At 65.7% G+C, this 25939-nt stretch carries 27 protein-coding genes and 1 pseudogene; 18 read left to right on the top strand and 10 right to left on the bottom strand.

Annotation, left to right across the window (positions count from 1 at the left end):
- Positions 1–9: 9 nt before the first annotated feature.
- Both LW136_RS20370 and LW136_RS20365 read right to left on the bottom strand, forming a co-directional pair.
- Positions 10–369, bottom strand: coding sequence for a DUF4810 domain-containing protein (locus tag LW136_RS20370; protein ID WP_045666569.1), 360 nt, complete (start codon positions 367–369; stop codon positions 10–12).
- 18 nt (positions 370–387) lie between these two features.
- A complete protein-coding gene (locus tag LW136_RS20365) occupies positions 388–1059 on the bottom strand; it encodes a CsgG/HfaB family protein (RefSeq protein WP_090521812.1) in 672 nt (223 codons plus the stop codon).
- Positions 1060–1454: 395 nt separating this feature from the next.
- Between LW136_RS20365 and LW136_RS20360 the strand changes: the two genes are divergently transcribed.
- Entirely contained in the window at positions 1455–2129 is a 675-nt protein-coding gene (locus tag LW136_RS20360; RefSeq protein WP_234173888.1) for a DUF1028 domain-containing protein, read from the top strand.
- Here the strand turns inward: LW136_RS20360 and LW136_RS20355 are convergent.
- Together LW136_RS20355 and LW136_RS20350 are read right to left on the bottom strand one after the other, a co-directional pair.
- The gene (locus LW136_RS20355; protein ID WP_234173887.1) at positions 2126–4522 is read right to left on the bottom strand and encodes a putative bifunctional diguanylate cyclase/phosphodiesterase; all 2397 of its coding nucleotides are present in this window, start codon (positions 4520–4522) and stop codon (positions 2126–2128) included. The two genes, LW136_RS20360 and LW136_RS20355, sit on opposite strands and share 4 nt — an antisense overlap.
- Positions 4509–5594: an ABC transporter substrate-binding protein gene (locus LW136_RS20350; protein WP_234173885.1), complete on the bottom strand. Its 1086-nt coding sequence runs from the start codon at positions 5592–5594 to the stop codon at positions 4509–4511. The genes LW136_RS20355 and LW136_RS20350 overlap by 14 nt, the downstream gene beginning before the upstream one ends.
- A gap of 260 nt (positions 5595–5854) precedes the next feature.
- Here LW136_RS20350 and LW136_RS20345 point away from each other — a divergent pair, with 260 nt between their 5' ends.
- From LW136_RS20345 to LW136_RS20300, 10 genes and pseudogenes are all read left to right on the top strand, one after another.
- Positions 5855–6523, top strand: a complete 669-nt coding sequence (locus tag LW136_RS20345; protein ID WP_234173884.1) for a phosphoribosyltransferase — start codon at positions 5855–5857, stop codon at positions 6521–6523.
- Positions 6520–7173 carry a dienelactone hydrolase family protein gene (locus LW136_RS20340; protein WP_234173882.1) on the top strand — a complete coding sequence of 218 codons (654 nt, stop codon included), beginning with the start codon at positions 6520–6522 and terminating at the stop codon, positions 7171–7173. The genes LW136_RS20345 and LW136_RS20340 overlap by 4 nt, the downstream gene beginning before the upstream one ends.
- 159 nt (positions 7174–7332) lie before the next feature.
- A complete protein-coding gene (locus LW136_RS20335; protein ID WP_234173881.1) occupies positions 7333–7824 on the top strand; it encodes a Na+/H+ antiporter subunit E in 492 nt (163 codons plus the stop codon).
- Entirely contained in the window at positions 7824–8075 is a 252-nt protein-coding gene (locus LW136_RS20330) for a monovalent cation/H+ antiporter complex subunit F (RefSeq protein WP_044314691.1), read from the top strand. The genes LW136_RS20335 and LW136_RS20330 overlap by 1 nt, the downstream gene beginning before the upstream one ends.
- Positions 8068–8361 carry a cation:proton antiporter gene (locus LW136_RS20325; RefSeq protein ID WP_014821872.1) on the top strand — a complete coding sequence of 98 codons (294 nt, stop codon included), beginning with the start codon at positions 8068–8070 and terminating at the stop codon, positions 8359–8361. The genes LW136_RS20330 and LW136_RS20325 overlap by 8 nt, the downstream gene beginning before the upstream one ends.
- Positions 8354–9262, top strand: a complete 909-nt coding sequence (locus LW136_RS20320; protein WP_023444517.1) for a hydrogenase subunit MbhD domain-containing protein — start codon at positions 8354–8356, stop codon at positions 9260–9262. The genes LW136_RS20325 and LW136_RS20320 overlap by 8 nt, the downstream gene beginning before the upstream one ends.
- Positions 9259–9540 carry an NADH-quinone oxidoreductase subunit K gene (locus tag LW136_RS20315; protein ID WP_234173879.1) on the top strand — a complete coding sequence of 94 codons (282 nt, stop codon included), beginning with the start codon at positions 9259–9261 and terminating at the stop codon, positions 9538–9540. The genes LW136_RS20320 and LW136_RS20315 overlap by 4 nt, the downstream gene beginning before the upstream one ends.
- A complete protein-coding gene (locus LW136_RS20310; RefSeq protein WP_234173877.1) occupies positions 9537–10961 on the top strand; it encodes a complex I subunit 5 family protein in 1425 nt (474 codons plus the stop codon). The genes LW136_RS20315 and LW136_RS20310 overlap by 4 nt, the downstream gene beginning before the upstream one ends.
- Positions 10958–12451, top strand: a pseudogene (locus LW136_RS20305) (complex I subunit 5 family protein). Before LW136_RS20310 ends, LW136_RS20305 begins: the two are co-directional and overlap by 4 nt.
- Positions 12448–14097 (top strand): complex I subunit 5 family protein, encoded by a 1650-nt coding sequence (locus LW136_RS20300; RefSeq protein WP_234173875.1) that lies wholly within the window; start codon positions 12448–12450, stop codon positions 14095–14097. Before LW136_RS20305 ends, LW136_RS20300 begins: the two are co-directional and overlap by 4 nt.
- 9 nt (positions 14098–14106) lie before the next feature.
- On the opposite strand, the gene LW136_RS20295 is transcribed toward LW136_RS20300, so the two are convergent.
- From LW136_RS20295 to LW136_RS20275, 5 genes are all read right to left on the bottom strand, one after another.
- Positions 14107–14550, bottom strand: a complete 444-nt coding sequence (locus tag LW136_RS20295) for a ketosteroid isomerase-related protein (protein ID WP_221104187.1) — start codon at positions 14548–14550, stop codon at positions 14107–14109.
- A 151-nt stretch (positions 14551–14701) separates the two neighbouring features.
- On the bottom strand, positions 14702–15097 hold the full coding sequence (locus LW136_RS20290; protein WP_234173874.1) for a hypothetical protein: 396 nt from the start codon (positions 15095–15097) through the stop codon (positions 14702–14704).
- Between the two features lie 47 nt (positions 15098–15144).
- On the bottom strand, positions 15145–16026 hold the full coding sequence (locus tag LW136_RS20285; protein WP_234173872.1) for a hypothetical protein: 882 nt from the start codon (positions 16024–16026) through the stop codon (positions 15145–15147).
- Positions 16027–16041: 15 nt separating this feature from the next.
- The gene (locus LW136_RS20280) at positions 16042–16524 is read right to left on the bottom strand and encodes a curli production assembly protein CsgB (protein WP_125896656.1); all 483 of its coding nucleotides are present in this window, start codon (positions 16522–16524) and stop codon (positions 16042–16044) included.
- 198 nt (positions 16525–16722) lie between these two features.
- Positions 16723–17307 carry a helix-turn-helix transcriptional regulator gene (locus LW136_RS20275; RefSeq protein ID WP_041015247.1) on the bottom strand — a complete coding sequence of 195 codons (585 nt, stop codon included), beginning with the start codon at positions 17305–17307 and terminating at the stop codon, positions 16723–16725.
- A gap of 262 nt (positions 17308–17569) precedes the next feature.
- On the opposite strand from LW136_RS20275, the gene LW136_RS20270 reads away from it, so the two are divergent.
- From LW136_RS20270 to LW136_RS20255, 4 genes are all read left to right on the top strand, one after another.
- On the top strand, positions 17570–19285 hold the full coding sequence (locus LW136_RS20270) for an OPT family oligopeptide transporter (protein WP_234173870.1): 1716 nt from the start codon (positions 17570–17572) through the stop codon (positions 19283–19285).
- A gap of 70 nt (positions 19286–19355) precedes the next feature.
- Positions 19356–20429, top strand: a complete 1074-nt coding sequence (locus LW136_RS20265) for an AI-2E family transporter (RefSeq protein WP_234173869.1) — start codon at positions 19356–19358, stop codon at positions 20427–20429.
- A 116-nt stretch (positions 20430–20545) separates the two neighbouring features.
- The gene (locus LW136_RS20260; RefSeq protein ID WP_090521838.1) at positions 20546–20860 is read left to right on the top strand and encodes a hypothetical protein; all 315 of its coding nucleotides are present in this window, start codon (positions 20546–20548) and stop codon (positions 20858–20860) included.
- A 151-nt stretch (positions 20861–21011) separates the two neighbouring features.
- Positions 21012–21305, top strand: a complete 294-nt coding sequence (locus LW136_RS20255; protein ID WP_234173863.1) for a hypothetical protein — start codon at positions 21012–21014, stop codon at positions 21303–21305.
- Between the two features lie 82 nt (positions 21306–21387).
- On the opposite strand, the gene serA is transcribed toward LW136_RS20255, so the two are convergent.
- A complete protein-coding gene (gene serA, locus LW136_RS20250; protein WP_014821857.1) occupies positions 21388–22617 on the bottom strand; it encodes a phosphoglycerate dehydrogenase in 1230 nt (409 codons plus the stop codon).
- Between the two features lie 199 nt (positions 22618–22816).
- Between serA and LW136_RS20245 the strand changes: the two genes are divergently transcribed.
- The 3 genes from LW136_RS20245 to LW136_RS20235 all read left to right on the top strand — a co-directional run bounded on the left by LW136_RS20245 (position 22817) and on the right by LW136_RS20235 (position 25895).
- Positions 22817–24211, top strand: a complete 1395-nt coding sequence (locus LW136_RS20245; RefSeq protein WP_125861110.1) for an FAD-binding oxidoreductase — start codon at positions 22817–22819, stop codon at positions 24209–24211.
- A gap of 28 nt (positions 24212–24239) precedes the next feature.
- Positions 24240–24905, top strand: coding sequence for a fumarylacetoacetate hydrolase family protein (locus tag LW136_RS20240; RefSeq protein ID WP_041015243.1), 666 nt, complete (start codon positions 24240–24242; stop codon positions 24903–24905).
- A 93-nt stretch (positions 24906–24998) separates the two neighbouring features.
- A complete protein-coding gene (locus LW136_RS20235; RefSeq protein WP_234173862.1) occupies positions 24999–25895 on the top strand; it encodes an SdiA-regulated domain-containing protein in 897 nt (298 codons plus the stop codon).
- Positions 25896–25939: the final 44 nt, after the last annotated feature.

Here is a 25939-nt window from a genome sequence, read left to right as displayed (position 1 = left end):
CATGGCCTCTTATTTCTCGAAGTTGCGCATCAGAAAGTCCATGTAGGGCGCGGACTCTGGGAACAGGGTTTTCTCGGTTTCAAACTGCTGGCGAACCTGATCGCCCTTGCCAACTTCGGCGTAGAGCATGCCGAGGTGGGCGTGAAAGCCCGGTGCCGGCGTCACATCCCGCGCGCGGGCCTGCTGCAGGCTGGCTTCCAGTGCGGCGATCTGTTCCTGCGGGCCTTTTTCGTTCTTGAAGTGCTCATAGACCTGCTCTTCGTAGCCGGCCCAGTGGTAGAGGGTTTTCGGTTGGCTGGCACAGCCAGTCAGGGCGGCGAGCGACAGCAGTGCGACTGCGAGCGCGCCGGTTCTCAGATAGGTATTCATCGTTCTCGTCCTTGAGGGTTATTGCACGGGGCGCCATGCGCCGCTGTCGACGCCGGTGACGAGGTTGTTCACCGCTTCGCGGATGGCCAGATCCAGCACCTTGCCATTGAGCGTCGAGTCATAGCTGGCGGTGCCGCCGAAGCCGATAACTTCACGGTTGGAAAGGCTGTACTCACCAGCGCCCTGTGCTGAATAAACCACCTCGGAGGTACTGACATTGACGATGTTCAGGTTGACCTTGGCGTAGGCGATCTGGGATTTGCCTCGGCCCAGGATGCCGAACAGCTGATGATCGCCGACTTCCTTGCGGCCGAATTCGGTAACGTCGCCCGTGACGACGAAATCCGCACTGCGCAGGTTTGCGCGTCTGGCCGCGATGGCACTTTCCTGGGCAATCTCGGACATATTGTCGCGGTCGAGGACGTTGAAACGGTTCGACTGCTGCAAATGAGTGATCAGGATGGTCTTGGCTTGGCCGCCGAGGCGATCGACGCCATCGGAAAACAAGCCGCGCATGTAGCTCGAACGATTGTCGAACTTGCCCACCGCAATCGGGCTGCGCTGGCCATGGTAGACGCTCTGTGCCGAAGTCACCTTGGCGACCTCCAGCGTACGCGACTGCTCTGTAGCGCAGCCGCTAAACAGGATGCTCAGGCCAATCAAAGGCGCGGCCATCAAATGCTTCTTCATATCGGGTTCTCGATCAATGACGCCGAGTCACAGGTCCCTGTGGTCTGGCTTGGGGCGAATGTGTGCTGTTGCTTCAGCAATCGGCTGCAGGCGATGCGGCCGGGTGCCGGCGGGGCGGGGTAGGTATTCGGACGCTTCCATGTGTCGGATCCTGCTGATGCTTGGCTGGGAATCGTGCCTGGCCGTTTCGCCGGTCGCGTTGCCGTTCCTTGCAGCCGTGCCGAGCGGTGGCGAGTCTACAAATCCCTTTGGCAATGTGCCAGCACTGGTGCGGTGACAAGGTGCGAGGCGTCACAGCCATTCGTCGGTACGCTGTCGACGGGCTCGCAAACGCTCACCGGAACGTTTATCCCTCTGCATCGGCCTAACTCCTGACGAATCCAGAGAGCACGCCCATGACCTTTTCCATCATCGCCCGCTGCCCGCGCACCGGTCAGTTCGGCGTGGCTGCGGCCACGGCGATGCCCGCGGTGGGCAAGTTGCTGACCCACGCGGCGGCCCATGTCGGGGCGGTGGCGACCCAGGCACAGATCAATCCGTACCTGGGTATCGACGGCCTGCGTTTCCTGCGCCAGTTCAGCCCGGCGGCCGAGGTGCTGGAGCGGCTGCGGCGCACCGATCCCTGTATGAGCCAGCGCCAGTGCGCGGTGATCGACAGCAAGGGCCGCACGGCCTGCTGGACTGGAGAGAAGTGCCTGCCCTGGGCCGGCTCGATCGCCGGCGAACAGTTCTGTGTGCAGGGTAACCGGCTCAAGGGGCGCGAGGTGCTGGAGGCCGCCTGCGAAGCCTATGAGCGCAGCGCGCATCAGCCACTGGTGGAGCGTTTGATGGCGGCGATCGCTGCCGGCGACGCCCAGGGTGGCGATCGCCATGGCGAATCATCGGCAACGGTGTATGTGGTCGATAACGAGGAATACCCGCTCTGGGATATCCGCGTCGACCATCATCCAGACCCGTTCGCCGAGCTGCGCCGGCTGCACGATGTGTTCGCGCGCGACGTGGTGCCGGAAATCCTCGCCATGTCGACGCGCGCCAATCCCGCCGGCGCTGCCGAGGAGGATTCCATCTAGTAGTCGCTGCTGACTGCTGCCGGGTTGGCTAGCGGGCTAGCCGATGGCGGCAGCGGCTCCAGACGCAGCGCGCCGTGGGCGCGGTTGCGTACCGCCATCCAGTCCTCCAGTGCTGCCAGCGAGCGCGGCGGCGAGATCAGGTAGCCCTGGAACAGGTCGCAGCCGGCCTGCAGCAGTGCCGACTGTTTTTCCATGTTGTCGACGCCCTCGGCATTCACGCGCTTGCCCTGGGCGTGGCAGAAGGCGATGAGGGCGCTCAGGCTCTGCTGCATCTCCGGGCGGGTCAGCCGGGTGATAATCGCCATGTCCAGCTTTATGGTGTCGGCGGGGTACTCGAGCAGCTGCTGGATCGAGGTATAGCCGACGCCGAAGTCGTCGATGGCGACGCGGAAGCCCGCGCGGCGAATCGCCTGGACCACTTCCATGGTGTTCTTGCACAGCTCGGCGGCGTAGGTTTCGGTCAGCTCGATCTCGATCCTGCCCGGCTCGACGCCGTGATGGGCGGCGCGCTCGACCAGATAGCGGCAGATGCGGTCGTCGTTGAGCTGCGCGGAGGACACGTTGATCGCCAGCAGCACCCCTTCGCCGAACAGCTGCACCAGTTTCGGGTACTCCGCCAGGGCATGATCAATGACCCAGCTGTCGATCTTCGGGAACAGCCCGGCACGCTCGGCGATGGGAATGAATTCGCCGGGCGAAACCGTCCCGAGGATCGGTGAATGCCAGCGCAGCAGCACTTCGCAACTGACCACTGCGCCTTCGCGATCGAGCGCCGGCATGTAGACCAGCCGCAGCTGGTCGTCGCCGTCGAGCTCGCGCAGCTGGTCTTCGATCAGGCGGATTCGCTCGTTGCGTCGCTCCAGCTCGCCGCTGAAGGCCACCGCGGTGTTCTTGCCCTCGGCCTTGGCCTGGTACATGGCAGTGTCGGCACGGGTGAGCAACTGGGTGATCGAGTCCGCATCTTCCGGGTAGCAGGCGGTGCCGATGCTGACGCTGACCGGATACAGGCGATCCTCCAGACGAAACCCGCCGCGGCAGAGGCCGAGCAGCGCGTCGCACAGTTGCTGCAGGCCGCCGTCGCCGGTTTCGCTCAGCAGCAGGATGGCGAACTCGTCGCCGGACAGGCGCGCCAGGGCCGTTTCCGTCTGCGGGTAGTCGGTGCGATGCCGTTCGAGCACGCCGCGGGCACGCTGGGCGAAGATTCGCAGTAGAGCGTCGCCGGCCTCGTGGCCGTATTGATCGTTGACTTGCTTGAAGTTGTCCAGATCGAGAAACAGCAGTGCCAGCCGCTTGTGCGTGCGCATGCACTGCTCGTACATGGTATTGGCCAGCACGCCGAAGTGCGCCCGATTGCTGACCTGGGTCAGGCTGTCCTCCCAGGATATTTCGCGGATGCGTTGCAGCGCTTCGGTGTTGCGGTCGTGCAGGGTCTTCATGTTCACCGTCAGCCGGCCGATCTCGCCGCCATCGGTCGGCTCGTCGAGCGCGTCGCGCTTGCACAGCAGCAGGTCGGTGAGCTGGTCGTCCAGCTGGCTGATGGGGCCGGTAATGGAACGGCGGATCAGCCACAGCAGCAGGCCGATGGAGATCAGACAGATCAGCGCACCGCCGGCGATGAAGGCGAGCCCGAGGGTCTGCAGGCGCTCGGCGGTGTAGTGTGGCGCCGGTGTCAGCCGTGCATGCAGCGAGCGCGATAGCGAAACCCCGGCGGACAACCCGGCGACCGCCGGCAACGGCTCGTCGGAGATTTCGACAGGCGCACCGTATTCGCTTTCCAGGCTGCGCTTGAGCTTGAGGAAGCGCTCCGGGCGCACCGCCAGCTGAATGGCGAAGGCCTCAGCGCGCTGGCTCGGCAGTGGTCGGCTGCTGGAGGCCGGCAGGATGAAGTCGGTGTTCATCAGCAGCGGGTCGTCATCGGCCTGCTCCACATAGAGGGTGTTGCCGGATGCCGATGACCGTCTGGCTTCGCTGACGATACGCTGCTGGCTCGCATTCATCGAGGCGAATGGCGACAGGCTGCTTTCGAAGTAGTAGGCCGGCCTGCCGTCGGGCTGCACGACGGCGAGGGAAACGAAAGTCAGCTCGGTATTGGATAGCGAGCGGATGCTCTGCTGGATGCGCAGCCCGAGGGTGTCGTTGCGAAAGTCGGTGTCCGACTCGCGCAGGAACAGCAGCAGCGCCTCGCTATCCATGATCGAGTAGAGCACGCTGCGATTGAACGCCTCGTAGTCCAGGTAGGCGGAGGTCAGCGCCGAGAGCTGCTGCTCCAGGCGCGCCTGCTCCAGCCCCAGCAGCGAGGCGCGCTGGGTCAGGTAGGCGGAGGTCGAGGCAACCAGCTGGATGATCAGAATGACCGGAAAGATCACCAGCAGCGTGCGTTTACCTAGCGTCATGGGCGTTGATCAGTGCACTGATGATGCGCCGCCGCGTCTGCGTGCCCTCCAGCGGTCGCGTCTCGTAGACCTGGCTTCTCTCCAGTACCGCTTCCGCCGGGTATATGGTCGAATCCGCGCGGATATCCGCCGGCAGCAGTGCCCGCGCCGCAGCGTTCGGTGTGGCGACGCCCAGATCGGCGGCATTCAGGGCGGCGATTTCCGGCTGCTGGAGGAAGTCGAGGAAGCGTCGCGCCAGCGCCTTCTTCGCGGTGCCGGCCGGTATCGACAGGCAATCGACCCAGAGCAGCGTGCCCTCTTCGGGCACTACGTAGCGCCAGGGCTCGTCATCAACCCCTTCGACTTCGTTGAGCACCTGTTGGTCGCCGCTGTAGGCCAGGGCCATGTCGGCCTGGTCGAGGTAGCGCTGGCTGCGCAGTGAGGTGATCACGTACTCGTAGGTCAGCACGGCGCTGGACTGGGCCATGAGCAGATCGAAGGCGGCCTTGAGTTCGTCGTTGTTCGAGGTGTTGATCGAATGGTTCTGCAGGATCAGCGGACTGGCGAGGATGTCCTCGTGATCCTCCATCATGATGATGTGTGGCTCGTCGGCGCGAGCCGGTTGCAGCAGGTCCTTCCAGGATCGTGGCGCGCTTTCCAGGCGATCGCTTCGATAGGCGATGCCGAGCGTGCCCCACAGGTAGGGCACGCCGTAGCGCCCGCAGCTGTCGCGCCAGCGTTGCGGGACATGACGCAGCGTCGGCAGCTGCTTGTCGTCGATCGGCTCCAGCAGGCCGCGGGCGCCAAAGCGCGAGGCGCTGATCAGCTCCGTCAGGGCGATATCGATCCGATGCTCGGGCTTGGCGAGGACTTCGTCGCGCTTGTCGCCGCTATCGAAGTAGATCTGCCTGATCTCGACCCCGGTTTCGGCTTGCCAGCGTTCGATCACCGCTTCGCTGAGGTATTCCTCCCAGGTCAGCAGCGTCAGGTGTTCGGCCGCGTGCACGGGAGTCGAGGGAAACAGCAGGCTGACCGTCATCAGCAGGGTGCTGCGCATACGCCATGGCGCTGGTTTGTTGTTCTTCTCGGTCATTGATCATCCATCCCAGGCATTGGCCGCCGTGCAGTGGCAGCGCATTCGACGGGTCTACCCAAGTTATCGGCAATCGGTGATGGCACTTTAATGGCGTCAGAGAGTCGGCGGCAATGAATTTGTAACCTTGTCCACGTCCGTTCCGATCGGTGGCCTTCGAAGCCGGTCAGCCAGACGGGTTGTTCGTCGCAGATGGCGTACCGGCACTCGATTCTTGAGCCAGACTCCAATACAGCCCGTGCCAAACCGAGGAGCCTGCCATGACCTTCAAGATCCCCTTTTACGATCGAGTCCAGGCAGGTGAGGCGCTGGCCGAGCGCCTGGCAGAGGAAGCCGACTGGCACGACGCGCTGGTCCTGGCGCTGCCGCGTGGCGGTGTACCGGTGGCGTTCGAGGTGGCGCAGCGGCTGGGCCTGGAGCTGGACATTCTGGTGGTGCGTAAGCTTGGCACGCCGGGCAATCGCGAACTGGCCATGGGCGCCATCGCCAGCGGCGGCGTGCGTGTGATGAACGACGACATCGTGCAGTACATCCACGTCTCCAGGGCCGAGATCAACGGCACCATCGCCCAGGAAACCCACGAGCTGCAGCGGCGCGAACAGGCCTATCGCGGTGAACGACCGCCGCCGCTCATCGCCGGACGTGCCGTGATCCTGGTGGACGACGGGCTGGCGACCGGCGCGACCATGCGCGCCGCGGTGCAGGCGGTGCGCCACCTGGGCGCGACGTGCATCACCGTTGCGGTGCCGGTGGCGGCTGCGCAGAGCATCGCGCAGCTGGAAAAATTGGCGGATCGCGTCGTCTGCCTGCATGTACCCCATGACCTGTATGCCATCGGCCGCTGGTACGAGCATTTCGAGCAGACCCCCGACCGTCAGGTGGTGGAGCTGCTGCAGCGCGCGTGGACCAAGGGAGGGCAGGCGGCATGACCGCGCTTGCGGCGACACCCATGCGCTTCACGCTCGGCAAGGCACGCCTGCACGGCGAGCTGTGCTTGCCGCCCGCGGCCACCGGCCTGGTGGTGTTCGTCCACGGCAGCGGCAGCAGCCGGCACAGCCCGCGCAACCGCAGCGTGGCGCATTGCTTCAACGAAATGGGGCTGGCGACCCTGCTCTTCGATCTGCTCACCAAGCACGAGCAGCCCATTGACGAGATCACCCGGCAGCTGCGCTTCGACATCCCGCTGCTCAGCCAGCGCCTCAGCGGCGTGGTCGACCAGCTGAGCAGCGATGCGCGCTTGCACGATCTGCGCATCGGCCTGTTCGGCAGCAGCACCGGCGCCGCCGCGGCACTGACCACCGCCGCCTCGCGGCCGGCGGACATCGCCGCGGTGGTTTCGCGTGGCGGCCGGGTCGACCTGGCGGATCTATCGCTGGGGCGGGTCAAGGCGGCCTCGCTGTTCCTCGTCGGCAGCGGCGACCTCGAAGTGCTGGAGCTGAACCGAGCGGCGGCTGCACGCCTGCAGTGCGTGCATCAGCTGGTGATGGTGCCTGGCGCGACGCATCTGTTCGAGGAGCACGGCACGTTGGAAGAGGTGGCGCGGCTGGCCGGCGACTGGTTCCTGAGACACCTGTGCTGAGCCTGCCGCGGGCCGCAGCTGGGAGAAACAGGCGGTGCAGCGCCGCTGGCCAGGCCGAACGGCAATCTGCTGATACAAGGCTCTTCGCGGTGTTTGGTGGACAGCGGCGAACTCTTGGCCTCGACTTGTAACAAAGATCGGAATGCCAAGGAGGTTGTGATGACACAGGCCGCATGGCGTCGCGGAGCCACCGACGCACTCTTCTGGTCACTGCTCTATACCGCACTCTGGGCGCTGTTCGCTGCCGGGCAGGGCTGGGTGCTGGGTGTGCCGACGATCACCCTGGCCGTCGCGCTGAGCCTCTGGCTCGGCCTGCGCCCGATGGCCATGCGCCTGGCGGCGCTGCCGGCGTTTCTCGGCTTCTTTCTCAAGCACATGCTGCTCGGTGGCTGGGATGTGGCGCGGCGTGCGCTGCAGCCACGCTGTCCGCTGCAGCCGGCGTGGCATCCCTATCCGCTCACCAGCCAGTCGCCGCGGGTGCGCCTGTTGCTCTCGGCGATGGTCGGGCTGTTGCCCGGGACCCTGGCGTCGCGAGTCGATGCCGACGAGATGCGTGTGCACGTGCTGGATGAGCGCCTGCCCTGGCAAGCCACCGTGGCCGAACTGGAACGGCGCCTGGAGCGGCTGCTGGGCGTGGATGGGCGGCCTTGATGGCAGTGTTCTGCGCACTTCTGCTGCTGACCCTGATCATCGGCCTGTGGCGCGTACTGCTCGGCCCGCGGCGGGTCGACCGGCTGCTTGCCGTGCAGCTGTTCGGCACCACCGGCGCGGCGCTTCTGCTGGTGCTGGCGCAGTGGCAGGGCGCGCCGGCACTGCGCGATGCAGCGCTGGTGCTGGCGCTGCTGGCGGCGATGATCAGCGCCGCGCTGGTACAGCTGCTGCGACGTAGCCGCCATGAGTGAACTGCTCGACTTCTTCAGCTGGCTGCTGCTGGCCGGTGGGCTGGGGTTCTTCGCCGCCGGGAGCATCGGTCTGCTGCGCTTTCCCGATACCCTGAGTCGCCTGCACGCGCTGACCAAGGCCGACACCCTCGGCCTCGGCCTGGTGGTCGCCGGCCTTTCGCTGCGCGCTGGCGGGGTGCTGGAAGTCGCGCAGATGCTACTGATCTGGCTGCTGGTGCTCGCCTCCGGCGCCACCGCCTGTCAGCTGCTGGCACGTCAATCCGACGAGGAGGACGGCGATGACTGACTGGCTGCTGGACGCGGTCCTCGGCCTGTTGCTGCTCGGTCTGGCCGGTGGCGCGCTGCATGTGCGCCAGCTGTATGCCGGCGTGTTGCTGTTCATCGCCTTCGGCCTGGTGCTGGCGCTGGTCTGGGCGCGACTGGGCGCGGCCGATCTGGCGCTGGCCGAGGCCGCCATCGGCGCCGGGCTGACCGGTGTGCTGCTGTTCGCCGCGCTGGCGCGTCAGCCACGGGCCGGTAGCGAGCCGCAGCTGTCGCGCCGCCGGCGTCTGGCCGCGGTGGCGGTGGTGCTGCCGCTCCTGTTGATGGTGTTGCCGCAGCTAGCGCCGCTGGCCGAACTGCAACCGAGTGTGCCGACGCAGATCGATGCCGCGCTGGCGCAGAGCGGCGTCGAGCATCCGGTCACTGCGGTGCTGCTCAACTTCCGTGCCTGGGACACCTTGCTCGAGCTGGCCGTCTTGCTGCTGGCCCTGCTCGGTGCTCGGCAGCTCGGATCGCTGCAGCCGCAGCTGAGCGAGCCCTGGCCTATGCTGCGCGCCTGGGGCCGAACCCTCGCGCCGCTGCTGGTGCTGGCCGGCGGCTATGTGCTCTGGCGTGGTGCCGCCTCGCCCGGCGGTGCCTTCCAGGCCGGCGCGCTGCTGGCCTCCGGCATCGTCCTGCTGCGTCTGGCCGGTGCGTTGCCGGCGTTGCGCTGGGGCTTCTGGCCGCTGCGTCTGCTGGTGCTGGTCGGCCTGCTGTTGTTCGTCGCGGTGGCGGCAGCCTGCGCCTGGTTTGGCGATGGCTGGCTGCAGTACCCGACCGGCTGGGCCAAGCCGCTGATCGTCGTCATCGAGGCCGCGGCGACGCTGTCCATCGCCGCGAGCCTGAGCCTGCTGGTGATCGGCGACGACCCGGAGCCGCAGTCATGAGCGCCACGCTGTTCTGGATCGCCGTCGGCTTCGCCCTCTGGCTGCTCGGCCTGCACGGGTTGCTCACATTGCGCCATGCGCTGCGGCGGATCATCGCCATCAATCTGATGGGCAGCGGCGTGTTTCTGGTGATGATCGCCCTGGCGGCGCGTCATGATCCGGGCGATCCGCTGCTGGTGGCGCTGGTGGTCACCGGGCTGGTGGTGGCGGTGAGTGCGACCGCCCTGGCGTTGCGCCTGAGCAGTGCGCTGGCCACCTCGAAGGGTCAAGAGCGATGAACGCCGCCCTGGTCAGCCTGCTGCTGCCGCTGGCCGGTGCCTTGCTGCTGATCCTGCTGCGCCCGGCGCGCAGCGGCCGCTGGGTGATCGCGCTTAGCCTGGGCGCGCTCCTGGCGGCGATCATGGCGCTGCAGGTGGTGCTCGATCATGGCGAGCGAAGCCTGCTGGTCGGTGGCTGGGAGGCGGGGCTGGCGATCCGTTTCCGCCTGACCCCGCTGGCCACGCTGCTGCTGGTGTTCACTGCCGGATTGCACCTGCTGGTGGCGCTGTACGCGGCGCGCATCGCACATGCCGCCGGGACTCAGGATTACTGGCCATTGTCCTGCCTGCTGCACGCGGCACTGGCCGCGCTGTGGCTGTCGGCAGACCTGTTCAACCTCTACGTGACGCTGGAGTTGCTCAGCCTGGTCGCGGTGGCGCTGGTGTCGCTGGCCGGCCGCAAGGCCTGGAAGCCGTCGCTGAATTACCTGCTGCTGTCGCTGGCCGGCTCGCTGGCCTACCTGCTCGGTGTGGCGCTGATCTACGGGCGCTACGGCGTGCTCGACCTGGCCGTGCTGGCGCAACTGACCGAAGCTGATGGCGTTACCCATCTGGCGCTGCTGCTGATGACTCTCGGGCTGATGCTCAAGGCCGCGCTGTGGCCGCTGCACCTGTGGTTGCCGCCGGCCCACGCCGCGGCACCGACTGCGGTCAGCGCGCTGCTCTCGGCGCTGGTGGTCAAGGGGCCGCTGTACATCCTCTGGCTGATCTGGAGCGAGATTGCCCCGGCTGAATTCGGCCGCGACGCCGGCCTGCTGTTCGGCGCCGCCGGTGTGCTGGCGCTGGTCGGCGGCGGCTGGTCGGCGCTGCGCGCGCCGCGACTGAAGACGCTGGTGGCCTACTCGACGGTCGCCCAGCTGGGCTACGCGCTGCTGGCACTGGGGCTGTTGCTGCATCTGGACGAACCGCGCCTGCATGCGGCCCTGTGGCTGTTCGTGCTGGCCCACGGGTTGGCCAAGGTTTCGATGTTCCTCGCGGCCGGCGAATTGCAGAGCATTCTCGGCAGCAAACGGGTGAGCGGCATGAAAGGCGCGAGTCAGAACGTGCCGATCGCCCTGGCGGCGTTCGCCGTGGCCGGCGGCAGCCTGATTGGCTTGCCGCCCAGTGGCGGGTTCCTGGCCAAGTGGCTGTTGTTGCAGCCGCTGTTCGAACGGCCGCAGCACTGGCCCTGGGCCTTGGGCGCATTGCTCGGCACGCTGATGTCGGCGGCCTACGTGTTTCGCGTCGTCGCCCATGGATTCGACCGTGCCCGGCCGAATCCACCGAGCATTCATGCCGACCGTCTGGCGCAGTGGCTGGCGTTGCTGCCGGCGCTGCTGGTCTGGGGGCTGGCGCTTATCAGCGAGCCCCTGTTGCTCTGGCTGGGAGGGCTCGGGCGATGAGCTGGCATGCGTTTCTGCCACTGGGCATCGTGCTCAGCTCGCTGCTGCCGGGCCTGGTGATCTTCGGTCTGCGCGAGGACCAGCAGCGCCTGCGTGTGACCCTCAACCTGCTCGGCGTGACGCTCAAGCTGGTGCTGGTCGGCCATGCTCTATGGCGTCAGCCAGGGCAGCGAGTACCGCTTCAGCGTGCCACTGTTGCCGGGCGTGCCGCTGGTACTGCAGGCCGATGCGCTGGCCTTGCTGTTCGTCGCGCTGTCATCGCTGCTGTGGGCGGTGACGACGATCTATGCCATCGGCTACCTGGAAACTCGCCGCTGCGCTCGCGCTTCTTCGGCTACTTCAGCCTCTGCGTCAGCGCCACGGTGGGCCTGGCTCTGGCGGGCAATCTGGTCAGCTTCCTGCTGTTCTACGAACTGTTGACCCTGGCCACCTTTCCGTTGGTGGTGCATCGCGGCACGCCGGAGTCGCTCGCCGCGGGGCGCGTCTATCTGGCCTACACCGTCGGTGGAGGGTCGCTGGTGCTGATGGGCGTGGCCTTGCTGCACAGCCTGGCCGGCACGCCGGATTTCCAGGCGGCCGGCTACCTGCTGGACGTAGTCGGCGAGCATGACCTCGGGCTGCGCATGGCCTTCGCCCTGCTGATTCTCGGCCTTGGCGTGAAGGCGGCGCTGATCCCGCTGCACGGCTGGCTGCCGCAGGCGATGGTCGCCCCGGCACCAGTCAGTGCGCTGCTGCACGCGGTGGCGGTAGTGAAGGCCGGGGCCTTCGGCATCGTGCGGGTGGTCTACGACGTCTTCGGCGCCGAGGCGCTGACGCAACTGGATCTCACCACGCCGCTGCTCTGGTTGGCGGCGGCGACCATCCTCTACGGCTCGCTGCGCGCCTTGCAGCAGCAGGAGCTGAAGAAGCGCTTGGCCTACTCGACCATCAGCCAGGTGTCCTACGTGACGCTTGGCGTCGCGCTGCTCGGGCCGATCGCGGCGGTGGGCGGCCTGGTGCATCTGGTCCATCAGGGGCTGATGAAGGTCACGCTGTTCTATTGCGCGGGCAATTTCGCCGAGACCCTGGGCATTCATCGCATCCGCGAGATGGACGGCGTCGGCCGGCGCATGCCCTGGACCATGACGGCGTTTTCCATCGGGGCGCTGGGCATGATCGGCATTCCGCCGATTGCCGGCTTCATCAGCAAATGGACGCTCGGTCTCGGCGCGCTGGAAGTCGGTCAGGACTGGGTGCTGCTGGTGTTGCTCGTTTCGGCGCTGATGAATGCCGCCTACTTCCTGCCGCTGCTGTGGCGGGGCTGGTTCGCTGAGCCGGCGGACTGGCACCAGAACCGCTGGGCCGATGAGCGTTTCGAAACTCATTGGATGCTGTTGCTGCCGCCGCTGCTCACGGCGCTGCTGTCGCTGCTGGTCGGCCTGCTGGCGGCCACCGCGCTCAGCCCGCTGGGCTGGAGCCAGTTGATCGTCGAGCGGGAGTTCGCCATATGAACGCCTGGCTCTGGTTGCTGGTGCCCTTCGCACCGCTGCTCGGCGGCGTCCTGCTGTTGTGGCTGCGCGAACGCAGCCTGCCGTGGCTGTGGCTAGCCTGTGCGCCGGCGCTGCTGGCAGCGCTGCAACCGCCGCCAGCGTTGGAGTTGCCGTGGCTCTGGGAGGGTGTGCGCTGGGGTGCCAGCGATATGCTGACCCGCACTTGGCTGGGCTTTACTGCCGTGCTTTGGAGTTGCGCGGCGACCTTTGCCAACAGCAGCCTGGCCACCGATCGGAAGCGGCTGCGCTTCTGGGCATTCTGGCAACTGGCGCTGGCCGGCAATCTGCTGCTGATCATCGCCACCGACGCATTGAGCTTCTACCTTGGCTTCAGCGCCATGAGCCTCGCGGCCTATGGGTTGATCGTGCAGCGCGGTGGACCGGGCCCGCGGCGGGCCGGACGCCTCTATCTGCAACTGGCGATCTGCGGCGAGATGCTGCTGCTCGCCGGGCTGTTGCTGCGCAGTCACAGCACCGAACAGGCCTTCGACTTCGCCACCTGGCAGGCGCAGCCGATCGACCACCTGACCCTGGCCCTGCTGGTGCTCGGGCTCGGCCTGAAGGCTGGGTTCTGGCCGCTGCACGTCTGGCTGCCGCTGGCCCATCCGCAGGCACCGGCGCCGGCCAGCGCGGTACTCTCCGGGGCGATGCTCAAGGCCGGCATTCTCGGCATCTGGCGCTGCCTGCCGGAGAGCGATCCGACGCTGGCGGCCTGGAGCACGCCGCTGCTGATCGCCGGCCTGTTCGGCGCGCTCTATGCGGCTGCGCTGGGGCTATGCGCGGCCAAGTCCAAGGCAGTGCTGGCCTGGTCCTCGGTGAGCCAGATGGGCTGGATGCTGATGATCCTGGCGCTGGCCTGGAGCCTGGAGGCGCCCTCTGCGGCGCTGCTGACGGTGCTGGTGCTGTTCGGCGTGCATCACGGGCTGGCCAAGGGCGCGCTGTTCCTCGCCGCCGGGATGGTCCACGAAGGGCGGCTGTCGCGTCTGGGCTGGGTGCTGCTGATGCTGCCGGCGCTGGCGATCATGGGCGCGCCGTTCACCAGCGGCGCGGCAATGAAGTACCTGCTGAAGGAGGCCTGGCATGAAAGCGCCTTCGTCGCCTGGTTGCCCTGGCTGACCCTGGCCAGCTTCGCCACCGCGTTGCTGCTCTGGCGCGCGCTCTGGCTGATGTGGCGCGATCAGCAGCACGTCCGCGCCCGCGCGCCACTCGGCCAGTGGTTGCCGTGGGCGCTGCTCAGCATCGCGTCGCTATCCGTGCCCTGGTTCTGGCCGACCATGCGCGAAGCGCTGCTGGCTGGGGTGTATCCCGCGGGCCTGTGGGCGGCACTCTGGCCGCTGCTGGCAGCTCTGGGTCTGACGCTGCTGGCGCTGCGCCGTGGCTGGAGGGTGCCGTCGCGGCTGGCGCAGTTGCCCAATCCGGCAATGTGGGCGTCGCTGTACCTCACCCGCCTGCTGCGCCAGCCGCCACTGCCCGTACCCGGAATGCAGCTCGAGCGGACCCGCTGGCGGGCGCGCGAACGACGCTGGAATCGGCAGTGGGAACGCGGCGCCCTGACCCTAAGTGCCTGGCTGCTGGTGGCGCTGTTGTGGCTGGGCTGGCTGTGGTGAGCGATCGGATCAGGGCAGGGCTTTTTCGGCGTAGGGCCGGGTATCCAGGCCCAGCTGGGCGCGAAAGCTTTCCATGTCGAACATGGTGCAGATTTCCTGCACCTGCTGGGTTGGGGTGATGGTCCAGAAGGCCATGGCAGAAATGCTGAGCACCTTGTCGCTGGGCGGATAGCCGAACGCCGGCTGCTCGATGGTGCCGATCAGCGTGCTCCAGGTGACCACCCGGTTGCCTTCGGCGATGCATTCCTCGACCACCACTTCCAGTTCCGGCATGGCGTGGCGGATCTGCCGGACCATGTCGAGAAACTCGGCGCTGGCGAGCGGCCGGCCGATGAAGGAGCTCTTGTAGAGAAAATCCTTGCTGTGCAGGTGCTCGGCCAGCGCCAGGCGCCCGCGGTTCCAGGTCAGGTCGATGTGCTGACGGACGAGTTTCTTGCGGTCATCCAGTGACATGCGCCCTCCAATGGGCTGCAGATAGCTCGGCAGCGAACTCTAGCAGCGGCCAGAGCCGTGCGGGAGTGCCGTTCGGTCAGTCGGGCTGAACCCCAGCTGAACCTGCGCTGAACGAGCGCCACCTGGTGCGCCGTCGGTCCGCTTTCGGCCTTCACGCGATCTGTTCCGGCTCGCTTTCGTCGTCCACATCGGCGTCGTCGTCCGGGTAGCTGCGCAGGATCGGCTGCTGCTCGGCATCGTCGATCCACCACTGCAGCTCGGCCTCGACACGGGTGTCGTCAGCGATGCCGAGGCGGTTGTTCAGCGGGCATTGCTGCGTCGGGGTGGCGATCAGCGTGCCGCTCTGCGCGGTCTGGGCATTGCCGGCCCTGCCACTGGAGCGCACCTTCAGACGAAAGCGGACCTGCTGCCCGCTGCCCTTGAAGCACAGGGCGAGCGAAAGCCGGCTTTGCTCGGCCGGTTGCAGCTCGAAACTGACGGCTACCGGTGCATCGGCAGGGGCGGGGGTGGCTGCGAGCAGCCAGGTGGTGAGGGTCATGGTCAGCATCCGTTCTGTTTCCGTTGAAGCCGGTCCGTGGCTGGAGGGTGGTTGCGCTACTGCTGGACGATGGTGGCGCTGTTGCCGGTGCCGCTCTGGTGGATCGTCGCGGCGCCGGGCAGGCGAGTGAAGTCATTGGCCGGCAGGCTCTGGCGGATCATCGCCTCGTTGGCGCTGCCCAGTTGGGTGATGGTGGCCTGATGACCGTAGTTGCCCTGTTCGATGCTCGCCAGGTTGTCGTTGCCGTTCTGGGTCACCGTGGCCTGGTTGGACATGAAGCTCTGGGCGATGTCGACGCTGTTACCGCTGCCGGTCGACGAGCCACTGATGCGGCCGCCGAAGCCGTTCTGGTCGACCGTGAGCCGGTTGCTGTCGCCGCTCTGAGTGAAGTCGAGTTCGTTGTGGTAGTCGTTCTGCTGAATCTCGGCGATGTTGTAGGTACCGGCCTGGGCGATGTTCATGCGATTGCCGTCGCCCTGGTAAATGTCGGCCAGGTTGCCCAGGCCGTCCTGGGACACGTTCATCCGCGACCCTTCGAAGTAGCCCTGCTGGTCGAAGGTCAGCACGTTGTCGTCGCCGCGCTGCTCGATCTGTGCGGTGACGAAGGCGGTCTGGCTGCCGGTGATCTGGTTGCCGTTGCCGATGCTTCTGGCATCGACCGTGCTGGTACGTCCGGTCTGTTCGATGGTGGCGACGTTGGCGTTACCGATCTGCTGCAGGTTGGCGACCTTGAAGTAGGCCTCGCCGATCTGCGTGATGCTGGCGGTGTTGAGGTTGCCGATCTGGCTGACATCCATGGTGCTGGACTCGACCAGGCCGGTCTGTTGCAGCTCGGCGACGTTGTTCGTGCCGACCTGCTCCAGTTCGATGCTGTTCTGCGCCACGGCCTGAGTAGCGGCGAGAGTGAGCAGGGTGGCAATTGCCGTAGGCTTGAACATGAACTCTCCTGATCGCTAGCGACCCTGCACGATATTGATCTGCTGGCCGACGCCGTATTGCGTCACTGCGCTGCGCAGGCCCTGGCCGGTCTGCTCGATGCGGGCATCGTTATAGGCGCCGTACTGGCTAATGCTGGCCTGGTTGTCGCTGCCGGTCTGGCGGATTTCGGCGTAGTTGCCCTGGCCGACCTGCTCGATGACCGCCATCAGGTTATCGCCGTGCTGCAGAATGAAGGCTTCCTGGTCGCCGCCCTGCTGCAGCATCTGCGCGCTCAACGCCTGGCCGTTCTGAGTCAGCTCGGCGAGATTGCCCTGGCCCAGCTGCTGGATGTAGGCGGCCTTGGCGTCGGTCAGCTGAACCGCAAGCTGGGTGGCGGTGGTGCCAAGGGGTGAAAGATCGCCGTTGTCCATCAGGTCGGCGGCCATTAGCGGCGCGCAGGCCAAGCAGGCAACCAGGGCAGACAGTGATGTGGCGCGGGGCAGGGCGTAACGGGCCATTGGCGTGTACCGGATGACAGTGGTCGCGATTCTTGAACGCGGCGGACACCCTTGAACATCCATCGGATGATGTAAAAGACGTAGCACGAGCAATTCGCTCGGGATTAATGCCTGGCACGGGCGTGACGCTTTCGCACCGTGCCAGAGCGTCTCAGTGACGTCCGTTCCGTTAGGCCGCCCGTCGCTGCGGGACGCTACTCAAGCGCTACAGGACTTGTCCCAGTCGAGATGACTACGCAGCAGGTACGCCGCCTCGGCCCGATTGGAGGCGCCGATCTTGCGCAGCAGATTGTGGATATGACTCTTGATCGTGTGCGGGCTGAGGCACAGCTGCTCGGCGATTTCCGCATTCGACAGCCCCTTGCCGGCGAGGCTCAGGATCTCGCGCTCGCGCAGCGTCAGGCTGGACTTGGTTTCAGCGAGCTGGCGCATGCGCCGCCACTGGCCCAGCAGCCTCTCGGTGAGGACCCGTGGCAGCCAGTCGCCACCCTTGAGCAGCACGCGGATGCCCTCGAGCAGGTGCTCGCGGGTGGCGTGGCTGTAGAACACCCCGCGAATCACAGGGTGTCTTTCGACCAGCTGCTCGGCCTGCTCGGGGACGATATTCACCAGCGCCACCGGTGTGTGCTCGTCGAGCTGGTCGATCAGGCTGGATATCTGTTCGGCTTCGCTATGGCCGGCGTCGACCAGAAACAGGTCGGCTCCGCGATTGTCCGGTGATTGCAGTCCGGTCAGCGCAACTTCGACTTGCGCCTGTTCGCCTAGAAAGTGGCGAAAGAACAACCCAAGCAGTTCATTGCCGGTTAACAGCGTGACTGTTGGGGAGGATGTGTCCCGTGTAAGCTCCGCGTCCATGTTCGGTACCTAGTCAGTCGGGCGTGATTGATTAAAAAGTTACTAAACGACCAGCACCTTGCAGCGAAGTTCAGCCGAGAGATGGCGAACGGGCATTATCCAGCCAGCACGTGCACAACTCTGCCAGGTCGAACGCGAGGCATCGGAAAGAGCGCGCGTTTTTGCACCGGGCGGCTGCTAAGGTAGGGGAATGATCGCGACCACCTCTGCCGTTTCGTCTCGTGAACTGACCCTGCGTGCCTTGCTCACCGGTCTGCTGCTGGGTGCGCTGCTGGCACCGTCGAATGTCTACTCGGGCCTCAAGATCGGCTGGTCGTTCAATATGTCGATCATCGCGCTGCTGATTGGCTTCGCGTTCTGGCAGAGCATTGCCGTCGCGTTCGGCCGCCCGCGCTGGTCGCTGCTGGAAAGCAACATCAACCAGACCACCGCCTCGTCCTGCGCCTCGATCATCTCCGGCGGGCTGGTGGCACCGATTCCCGCCTATACCCTGCTCACCGGTCAGCAGCTGGACAGCCTGCCGCTGATGGCCTGGGTGTTCTCGGTGAGCTTTCTCGGGGTCTGGGTGGCCTGGTACCTGCGACCCTCGCTGATCGTCGAGTCGGGGCTGCGCTTTCCCGAGGGCATGGCGACCCTGGCGACGTTGCAGCAGATCTACAGTCATGGCGCCGAAGCCGGGCGCCGGCTCTGGGTACTGGGCGGTGCCGCCGTGCTGGCCGCCGGGAGCAAACTGGTCGATACCTTTTTCTGGACGCTGCCGCGCTGGGCACCTTCGGCGCAGCTTGAGCGCGTGACGTTCAGCTTCGAACCCTCGCTGCTGTTGCTCGGCTTCGGCGGCATCATCGGGTTGCGCGTCGGCCTGTCGCTGCTGCTCGGCGCCGTACTGGCCTGGGGCCTGATCGCGCCCTGGCTGCTGGCCGAGGGACTGGTGCGCTTGCCGGCCGCAGCCCAGGGGCCGCAGTTCGCCGCGCTGATCGAATGGCTGTTGTGGCCGGGCGTGAGCCTGATGGTCTGCGCGACGCTGACCTCGCTGGGCCTGCGCCTGCTGCGCTCACGCTCGCCAACGACACGCCGGCGGCCGGTGCTGCGGCGCGCGCACGGCTGGCCAGCGGCCGGTTTTGCGCTGTCGGTAGGACTGGTGCTGGCGCTGCAGGTCAGCCTGTTCGGCATCGATCCCTGGCTGGCGGCGCTGTCGATTCCGCTGGCGCTGCTGCTGGCGATGGTTGCCGCACGGGTGGTCGGCGCGACCGGGATTCCACCGATCGGCGCCATCGGCCAGCTGTCGCAGCTGAGCTTCGGCGTGTTCGCCCCGGGCCAGGTGCCGGTCAATCTGATGAGCGCCAACACCGCCGGTGGCGCGGCGGGGCAGTGCACCGATCTGCTCAACGACTTCAAGGTCGGGCATGCCATCGGCGCTGCGCCGGGGCGTCAGGCGCTGGCGCAGTGCTTCGGCATTCTGCTCGGCAGCGTGGTCGGCGTACTGGCCTATCAGCTGCTGATTCCCGATCCACAGAGCATGCTGATCACACCCGAATGGCCGGCTCCGGCGGTTGCCACCTGGAAAGCAGTGGCCGAAGCCTTGACCGGCGGCCTGGGCGCGCTCGCTGCCGACATTCGCTGGGCAATGCTCGCTGGTGCGCTCTGCGGGGTGCTGCTCGGGACGCTGGAAGGGCTGCTGCCCGAACGCCGGCTGCGCTGGTTGCCGAGCTCCGCGGCGCTCGGCCTGGCATTCATCATTCCGGCGTCGATTTCGCTGATGATGACCTTCGGTGCCGTGCTCGCCTGGGCCTTCGCGTCACGCTGGCGCAGCCTCGGCGAGCGCTTCGTGATCGTCGCCGCGGCCGGCTTGGTGGCCGGCGAGAGCATGGCTGGCGTCGGCGCCTCGCTCTGGCAGCTGCTGCGCTGATTGGCGGTAACAGCTGAATTAATGCGCGGCGCGGTCTGTCGTACCTCTTGTACTCACGAGGGGGAGCATCATGTCCACGTCGACACCGCAGAACGATGCCAAGACGGTCGCCAATCGCACGATTGTGCAGACCGCGGTGCTGGCCGTCGTGGTGCTGATGAGCATCGTCGCCTGGCTGGCGTTCGATTTCATCCTGCTGCTGTTCGCCTCGATTCTTTTCGGTGTGCTGATCCACGGCGTGAGCCGCTGGCTCTGCAGCAAGACGGCGCTGTCCTACAAGCTGTCCATAGCGGTGTTCTTCGTGCTCTTGCTGCTCGGCCTGGGCGGCGGCGGCTGGCTGGTCGCGCCGAGCATCGCCGAACAGGCCGATGCGCTCTCCGATTCGCTGCCCGAGGCCGTGGAGCGCCTGCGTGAGCGTGCCGAACAGTTGCCCTGGGCGAATGAAGTGCTGCAGCAGCGCGAACGCCTGGAGGACTCTCTGCCCGACGGCTCTAGCGCGTTCAGCGTGGTGACCAAGGTGATGGGCTCGATCGTCGGTGCGCTGAGCAGCTTCGCCATCGCCTTCGCCATCGGCATCTGCCTCGCCATCAACCCGCAGATATACGTGCGCGGGCTGCTGAAGCTGATTCCGCTGGGCTATCGACCGCGCGCAGCGGAGGTGCTCGACGAAAGCGGCTCGACGTTGCGGGCCTGGCTGCTGGCCAAGCTGCTGGAAATGCTGCTGATCGGCGTGCTGACCACGCTCGGTCTGTGGTTGCTGGGCATCGAGCTGGCGCTGGTCCTCGGCCTGATCGCCGGGTTGCTGTCGTTCATTCCCAATATCGGTCCGGTGCTGGCGGTGATACCGGCGCTCCTGCTGGCATCGCTGGAGGGCGGGCGCACGGTGCTCTACGTCGCCGCGCTCTATCTGTTCATCCAGGCCTTGGAAAGTTATGTGTTCACGCCGTGGATGCAGCAGCGCATCGTCTCGGTTCCGCCGGCGCTGACCATCGCCGTGCAACTTCTGTTCGGCCTGCTGGCCGGTACCCTGGGTCTGCTGCTGGCGACGCCACTGGCAGCTGTCGGCATGGTGCTGGTGCGCATGCTCTACGTTGAGGATCTGCTCGGCGATCGGCCGCAGGCGACCGACGGTCCTAGTGCCTAGCCGCTCTGGCCGGGCGTTCTACAGGGCTGTCACGTTTTGTAAATGCTGACGACGAAACCCCTGACCCGTCCCGCTGCCGGATTACATGAACCCCCTGAAAATATGCAGGAGTCATCATGAACATGCACAAGATTGCGGCACTCACCCTGGCGGGACTGCTTTCCAGCGCGGCATTCGCTGCCGGCAATACCGGCACCGGCGCCGATACCGGCCACCGTGATTCGAAGGGGCACAGTACCGAGCAGCCTGGAACCATGGGCGGCACGGGCAACGGAATGGATTCGACCTCCGATACCGGCAAGATGCCGGACGAGACTGAGCGCCCGGCGACCACACACGGTAGCGATCACGGTACCGGCGGCGATGGTGCGGCTGGTAAGCAGGGCACGACCGGTACAGGCGGCGAGGGCGGCGAACGCGGCGCCTATTGATCCATCGGTTGCACCTGAACGGCCCGGCAGGCTCAGCTTGCCGGGCCGTTCTGCGTTCAAGCTGACCGCTCGGCTGGTGCTGACCGCTGTGCGGAAACCTTGCCGGCGCTAGCGTGCCGAACCTGCAAGAGCAATGATCGGGAGGTGCGCGATGGGCATGCTGCGTTTGAGCATTCTGCTGGTGTCGCTGGCGGGTGCGTCGACCGCCCTGGGCGAGACTACCGGGCCGACCAATCCGGAAAAGGCCCGTCAGCACCCGCTGGACAGCCGCGAGCCGCGGCCGCACTCGGGTCAGCAATCGGACGAGATGGAACAGATCGAAGCACCGCTGCTGCAGCCGCGCCAGGCACCGATCGAGACCGATGTGCCGCCGACGACCGAGCCGCGTGACGAGCAGCCAGGGGCGGATGTCGATGCTGCGGGTAATCGGGTGCTGCGCAGCTAGCGGAGAGTGCTCGGGTTTAGACAGTGCGCATGAACGAAAAAGGGAGGCCGAAGCCTCCCTTTCAATGCACCGCGTCAGCGAATCAGAACAGCACGCGGCTGCGGATGGTGCCGTTGACGTGCTGCAGCTTCTCCAGCGCCAGGTCGGAGTACTCCTTGTCCACGTCGATGACGACGTAACCGACCTTCTCGTTGGTCTGCAGGAACTGGCCGCAGATGTTGATGCCGTTGTCGGCGAAGACCTTGTTGATCTCGCTCATCACACCCGGAATGTTCTGGTGGATGTGCAGCAGGCGGTGCTTGCCCGGGTGCGACGGCAGGGCGACTTCCGGGAAGTTGACCGAGGACACCGAGGTGCCGTTGTCGCTGTACTTGACCAGCTTCTCGGCGACTTCCAGGCCGATGTTGGCCTGCGCTTCGGCGGTCGAACCGCCGATGTGCGGGGTCAGGATCACTCGATCCAGGCCACGCAGCGGGCTTTCGAATTCCTCGTCGTTGGACTTCGGCTCGACCGGGAACACGTCGATGGCGGCGCCGATCAGGTGCTCGTCCTTGATCGCGGCGGCCAGGTGATCCAACTCGACCACGGTGCCGCGCGCGGCGTTGATCAGGATGGCGCCCTTCTTCATGGCGCGGATTTCCTTCTCGCCAATCATCCACTGGGTGGACGGCAGCTCAGGTACGTGCAGGGAAACGATGTCGCACATGCCAAGCAGCTCGTACAGCGAGCCGATCTGGTTGGCGTTGCCCAGCGGCAGCTTGGTCACTACGTCGTAGAAATAGACCTGCATGCCCAGCGCTTCGGCCAGCACGGAGAGCTGGGTGCCGATGGAGCCGTAGCCGATGATGCCGAGTTTCTTACCGCGGATTTCGAAGGAGTTGGCCGCCGACTTGATCCAGCCGCCGCGGTGGCAAGAGGCGTTTTTCTCCGGAATGCCGCGTAGCAGCAGAATGGCTTCGGCCAGCACCAGTTCAGCCACCGAGCGGGTGTTGGAGTAGGGCGCGTTGAACACCGCGATGCCGCGTTCGCGGGCAGCGTTCAGGTCGACCTGGTTGGTGCCGATGCAGAAACAGCCGACGGCGATCAGCTTCTTGGCGGCCTCGAAGACTTCCTCGGTGAGCTGGGTGCGCGAGCGGATGCCGATGAAATGGGCGTCGGCGATCTTCTCCTTCAGCTCCTCGGTGGACAGCGCGCCCTTGAGGTACTCGATGTTGGTGTAGCCGGCCGCCTTGAGGGTGTCGACGGCGTTCTGGTGCACGCCTTCGAGAAGAAGAAACTTGATCTTGCTCTTGTCGAGAGAGGTCTGGCTCATCTGCATTAAAACCTTAAGGCCGAAGGATAGGACTGAAGTGTCCAGCGAAGGCTGGCCGACCCGTCATTAGCGGTGTCGGGAGTCTGCCGAGGCACGTTTCAAAGGGGTGCGTATGCTAGCATACGAGCCCCGCGAAACACCCCCACCCCTGCGCTGAAGCGTGCTCAGGGTGACCATGAATCGTATGAGAGTTCCCGTGATGACCGACCCCGCCCTGATCGATGAGCTGAAAACCCTGGTCGAGCCCGGCAAAGTGCTGACCGACGCCGATTCGCTGAATGCCTACGGCAAGGACTGGACCAAGCATTTCGCCCCGGCGCCCTCGGCCATCGTCTTTCCCAAGAGCATCGAGCAGGTCCAGGCCATTGTGCGCTGGGCCAACGAGCGCAAGGTCGCGCTGGTGCCTTCGGGCGGTCGCACCGGGCTTTCCGCTGCGGCCGTGGCGGCCAATGGCGAGGTGGTGGTGTCGTTCGACTACATGAACCAGATTCTCGAATTCAACGAGATGGATCGCACCGCCGTCTGCCAGCCCGGCGTGGTCACTGCGCAGCTGCAGCAGTTCGCCGAGGACAAGGGCCTGTACTACCCGGTGGACTTCGCCTCCGCAGGCTCCAGCCAGATTGGCGGCAACATCGGCACCAACGCCGGTGGCATCAAGGTGATTCGCTACGGCATGACCCGCAACTGGGTCGCTGGCATGAAGGTGGTGACCGGCAAGGGCGACCTGCTCGAACTGAACAAGGACCTGATCAAGAACGCCACCGGCTACGACCTGCGCCAGCTGTTCATCGGCGCCGAGGGCACGCTGGGCTTCGTGGTCGAGGCCACCATGCGCCTCGAGCGCCAGCCGACCAACCTCACTGCGCTGGTGCTGGGCACCCCGGATTTCGATTCGATCATGCCGGTGCTGCATGCCTTCCAGGACAAGCTGGATCTGACCGCCTTCGAGTTCTTCTCCGACAAGGCGCTGGCCAAGGTGCTCGGCCGTGGTGACGTGCCGGCGCCGTTCGAAACCGACTGCCCGTTCTACGCGCTGCTGGAATTCGAGGCCACCACCGAGGAGCGCGCCGATCAGGCGCTGGCGACCTTCGAGCATTGCGTCGAGCAGGGTTGGGTGCTCGATGGCGTGATGAGCCAGAGCGAGCAGCAGCTGCAGAACCTGTGGAAGCTGCGTGAATACATCTCCGAGACCATCAGTCACTGGACGCCGTACAAGAACGACATCTCGGTGACCATCGCCAAGGTGCCGGCCTTCCTCAAGGAGATCGACGCCATCGTCGGCGAGCACTACCCGGACTTCGAGATCGTCTGGTTCGGCCACATCGGCGACGGCAACCTGCACCTGAACATCCTCAAGCCCGATGCGATGGACAAGGACGAGTTCTTCGGCAAGTGCGCCACGGTGAACAAGTGGGTGTTCGAAACCGTACAGAAGTACAACGGCTCGATCTCCGCCGAACACGGCGTCGGCATGACCAAGCGCGACTATCTCGAATACAGCCGTTCGCCGGCGGAAATCGAGTACATGAAGGCAGTCAAGGCGGTGTTCGACCCCAACGGGATCATGAACCCGGGCAAGATTTTCGCGGCCTGAACGGCCCACGGATTACCAGGAGTCTTCGATGAGCTACCAGCACCACTACACCGATGGCACGCCGATCCACTATCCGCTGGGTAAGGTGGTCTGCATCGGCCGCAACTATGCCGAGCACGCCAAGGAACTGAACAACCCGGTGCCGACCGAGCCGCTGCTGTTCATCAAGGCCGGCAGCTGCACGGTGCCGCTGGACGACGGCTTCAGCATCCCGAGCGATCGCGGCGCCGTGCATTACGAAGCGGAAATCGCCGTGCTGATCGGCAAGCCGCTGTCGCGCAAGCCGAACGAAGAAGAGGTGCGCGATGCCATTTCCGGCTTCGCCCCGGCGCTGGACCTGACCTTGCGCGACGTGCAGGCCAGGCTCAAGGAAAAGGGCCATCCGTGGGAAATCGCCAAGAGCTTCGACGGCGCCTGCGTGCTGGCGCCGTTCGTGCCGGGCGATGCGGTGGAGGATCTGGGCGACATCGGCATCCGCCTGACCATCAACGGCGAAGTCCGCCAGGACGGCAACAGCAGCCAGATGCTCAATGCCATCCTGCCGCTGCTGCAGCACATTGCCGGGCATTTCAGCTTGCAGCCGGGTGATGTGGTGCTGACCGGCACGCCGGCCGGCGTCGGCCCGCTCAAGCAGGGCGACCAGCTGGTGCTGGAGCTGGTCGGGCTGTCGCGTTTCGAAAGCCGCGTGATCTGACCTGCACGCGGCGGGGCAAGCCCGCCGCGTCTGCTGCTTCTTTGCGAACCGCTCTCGTGTTGTAATCCGGGACCTTCCGCCGGAACGCTGTTCATGCCCGTTCGTTATTCCCGCTGGCGTCTGATCGTCGCCGCCATCCTGCTGTTGCTTTTTATAGCGCTGCTCGTCGCCACGCGCCTGCTGCACTGGGACGATCAGCTGCAGCTGTACTGGGGCGAGCGTTCGGTCAGCTCCGAACAGCGCGCAGCCAGCATCTGGCTGCCGGATTACGAGCTGACCCTGGAAACCACCCTGGCCGGCCTGGAAGACGAGGAAACCTCGGGGCTCACCTGGAATCCCCTGACCGGCACGTTGTTCACCGTAACCGGCGAACAGCTGGTCGAGTTCACTCCGTCCGGCGTCGTGCTGCGGCGCGTCGCGCTGACCGGTTTCGCCGATCCCGAGGCGGTGGAGGCCCTGGGTGACGGCCGCCTAGCGATCGTTGATGAGCGCCGTCGGCTGGTGGCGGTGTTCCGTCTGGAGCCCGGCGTGGAAAGCCTCGATCTCGATGATCTGGCCAGCTATGACCTGGGCTTTGCCGATGCCGGCAACAAAGGCTTCGAGGGACTGGCCTGGAACCCGCGCACGCAGCGTCTGCTGCTGGCCAAGGAGCGCGACCCGCAGGGCCTGTTCGAGTTGCCATTCCCCGGCGAGGACGGCGCCGCCGGGGCGCTGCAGGCCGTGCCGAAACAGCGGCTGCTGGTTCGTGACATATCATCCGTCGCCATCGACCCGCGCAGCGGCCACACGCTGATGCTTTCCGACGAGTCGCGGCTGCTGGTGGAGCTGGACCTGCAGGGCAAGCCGCGCAGCTTCATCAGCCTGTTCGGCGGACTCAACGGGTTGGTGCATGGGATCGAGCAGGCCGAAGGTGTGGCGATGGATGGCGAAGGCAACATCTATGTAGTCGGCGAGCCCAACCGCTTCTACGTATTCAGCCGCAGGCACTGAGACCTGGGCCGCCGTTAAGTTTGGTGTAAGCCTGACTGAAGACA

This window comes from Stutzerimonas kunmingensis, assembly GCF_021432085.1.
Taxonomy (GTDB): Bacteria; Pseudomonadota; Gammaproteobacteria; order Pseudomonadales; family Pseudomonadaceae; genus Stutzerimonas.
This window is presented reverse-complemented; position numbering and strand designations above follow the sequence as displayed.

What these genes read in the sequence shown, in the direction of transcription:
- LW136_RS20330 (WP_044314691.1), top strand. Translation starts at nt 7,824, where the DNA reads ATGGCAGTGTTCTGCGCACTTCTGCTGCTGACCCTGATCATCGGCCTG.
- LW136_RS20255 (WP_234173863.1), top strand. Translation starts at nt 21,012, where the DNA reads ATGGGCATGCTGCGTTTGAGCATTCTGCTGGTGTCGCTGGCGGGTGCG.
- LW136_RS20260 (WP_090521838.1), top strand. Translation starts at nt 20,546, where the DNA reads ATGAACATGCACAAGATTGCGGCACTCACCCTGGCGGGACTGCTTTCC.
- LW136_RS20320 (WP_023444517.1), top strand. Translation starts at nt 8,354, where the DNA reads ATGACTGACTGGCTGCTGGACGCGGTCCTCGGCCTGTTGCTGCTCGGT.
- LW136_RS20310 (WP_234173877.1), top strand. Translation starts at nt 9,537, where the DNA reads ATGAACGCCGCCCTGGTCAGCCTGCTGCTGCCGCTGGCCGGTGCCTTG.
- LW136_RS20280 (WP_125896656.1), bottom strand. Translation starts at nt 16,524, where the DNA reads ATGGCCCGTTACGCCCTGCCCCGCGCCACATCACTGTCTGCCCTGGTT.
- LW136_RS20295 (WP_221104187.1), bottom strand. Translation starts at nt 14,550, where the DNA reads ATGTCACTGGATGACCGCAAGAAACTCGTCCGTCAGCACATCGACCTG.
- LW136_RS20335 (WP_234173881.1), top strand. Translation starts at nt 7,333, where the DNA reads ATGACACAGGCCGCATGGCGTCGCGGAGCCACCGACGCACTCTTCTGG.
- LW136_RS20285 (WP_234173872.1), bottom strand. Translation starts at nt 16,026, where the DNA reads ATGTTCAAGCCTACGGCAATTGCCACCCTGCTCACTCTCGCCGCTACT.
- LW136_RS20340 (WP_234173882.1), top strand. Translation starts at nt 6,520, where the DNA reads ATGACCGCGCTTGCGGCGACACCCATGCGCTTCACGCTCGGCAAGGCA.
- LW136_RS20290 (WP_234173874.1), bottom strand. Translation starts at nt 15,097, where the DNA reads ATGCTGACCATGACCCTCACCACCTGGCTGCTCGCAGCCACCCCCGCC.
- LW136_RS20270 (WP_234173870.1), top strand. Translation starts at nt 17,570, where the DNA reads ATGATCGCGACCACCTCTGCCGTTTCGTCTCGTGAACTGACCCTGCGT.
- LW136_RS20355 (WP_234173887.1), bottom strand. Translation starts at nt 4,522, where the DNA reads ATGACGCTAGGTAAACGCACGCTGCTGGTGATCTTTCCGGTCATTCTG.
- LW136_RS20240 (WP_041015243.1), top strand. Translation starts at nt 24,240, where the DNA reads ATGAGCTACCAGCACCACTACACCGATGGCACGCCGATCCACTATCCG.
- LW136_RS20360 (WP_234173888.1), top strand. Translation starts at nt 1,455, where the DNA reads ATGACCTTTTCCATCATCGCCCGCTGCCCGCGCACCGGTCAGTTCGGC.
- LW136_RS20350 (WP_234173885.1), bottom strand. Translation starts at nt 5,594, where the DNA reads ATGACCGAGAAGAACAACAAACCAGCGCCATGGCGTATGCGCAGCACC.
- LW136_RS20325 (WP_014821872.1), top strand. Translation starts at nt 8,068, where the DNA reads ATGAGTGAACTGCTCGACTTCTTCAGCTGGCTGCTGCTGGCCGGTGGG.
- serA (WP_014821857.1), bottom strand. Translation starts at nt 22,617, where the DNA reads ATGAGCCAGACCTCTCTCGACAAGAGCAAGATCAAGTTTCTTCTTCTC.
- LW136_RS20235 (WP_234173862.1), top strand. Translation starts at nt 24,999, where the DNA reads ATGCCCGTTCGTTATTCCCGCTGGCGTCTGATCGTCGCCGCCATCCTG.
- LW136_RS20370 (WP_045666569.1), bottom strand. Translation starts at nt 369, where the DNA reads ATGAATACCTATCTGAGAACCGGCGCGCTCGCAGTCGCACTGCTGTCG.
- LW136_RS20315 (WP_234173879.1), top strand. Translation starts at nt 9,259, where the DNA reads ATGAGCGCCACGCTGTTCTGGATCGCCGTCGGCTTCGCCCTCTGGCTG.
- LW136_RS20245 (WP_125861110.1), top strand. Translation starts at nt 22,817, where the DNA reads ATGACCGACCCCGCCCTGATCGATGAGCTGAAAACCCTGGTCGAGCCC.
- LW136_RS20300 (WP_234173875.1), top strand. Translation starts at nt 12,448, where the DNA reads ATGAACGCCTGGCTCTGGTTGCTGGTGCCCTTCGCACCGCTGCTCGGC.
- LW136_RS20345 (WP_234173884.1), top strand. Translation starts at nt 5,855, where the DNA reads ATGACCTTCAAGATCCCCTTTTACGATCGAGTCCAGGCAGGTGAGGCG.
- LW136_RS20365 (WP_090521812.1), bottom strand. Translation starts at nt 1,059, where the DNA reads ATGAAGAAGCATTTGATGGCCGCGCCTTTGATTGGCCTGAGCATCCTG.
- LW136_RS20265 (WP_234173869.1), top strand. Translation starts at nt 19,356, where the DNA reads ATGTCCACGTCGACACCGCAGAACGATGCCAAGACGGTCGCCAATCGC.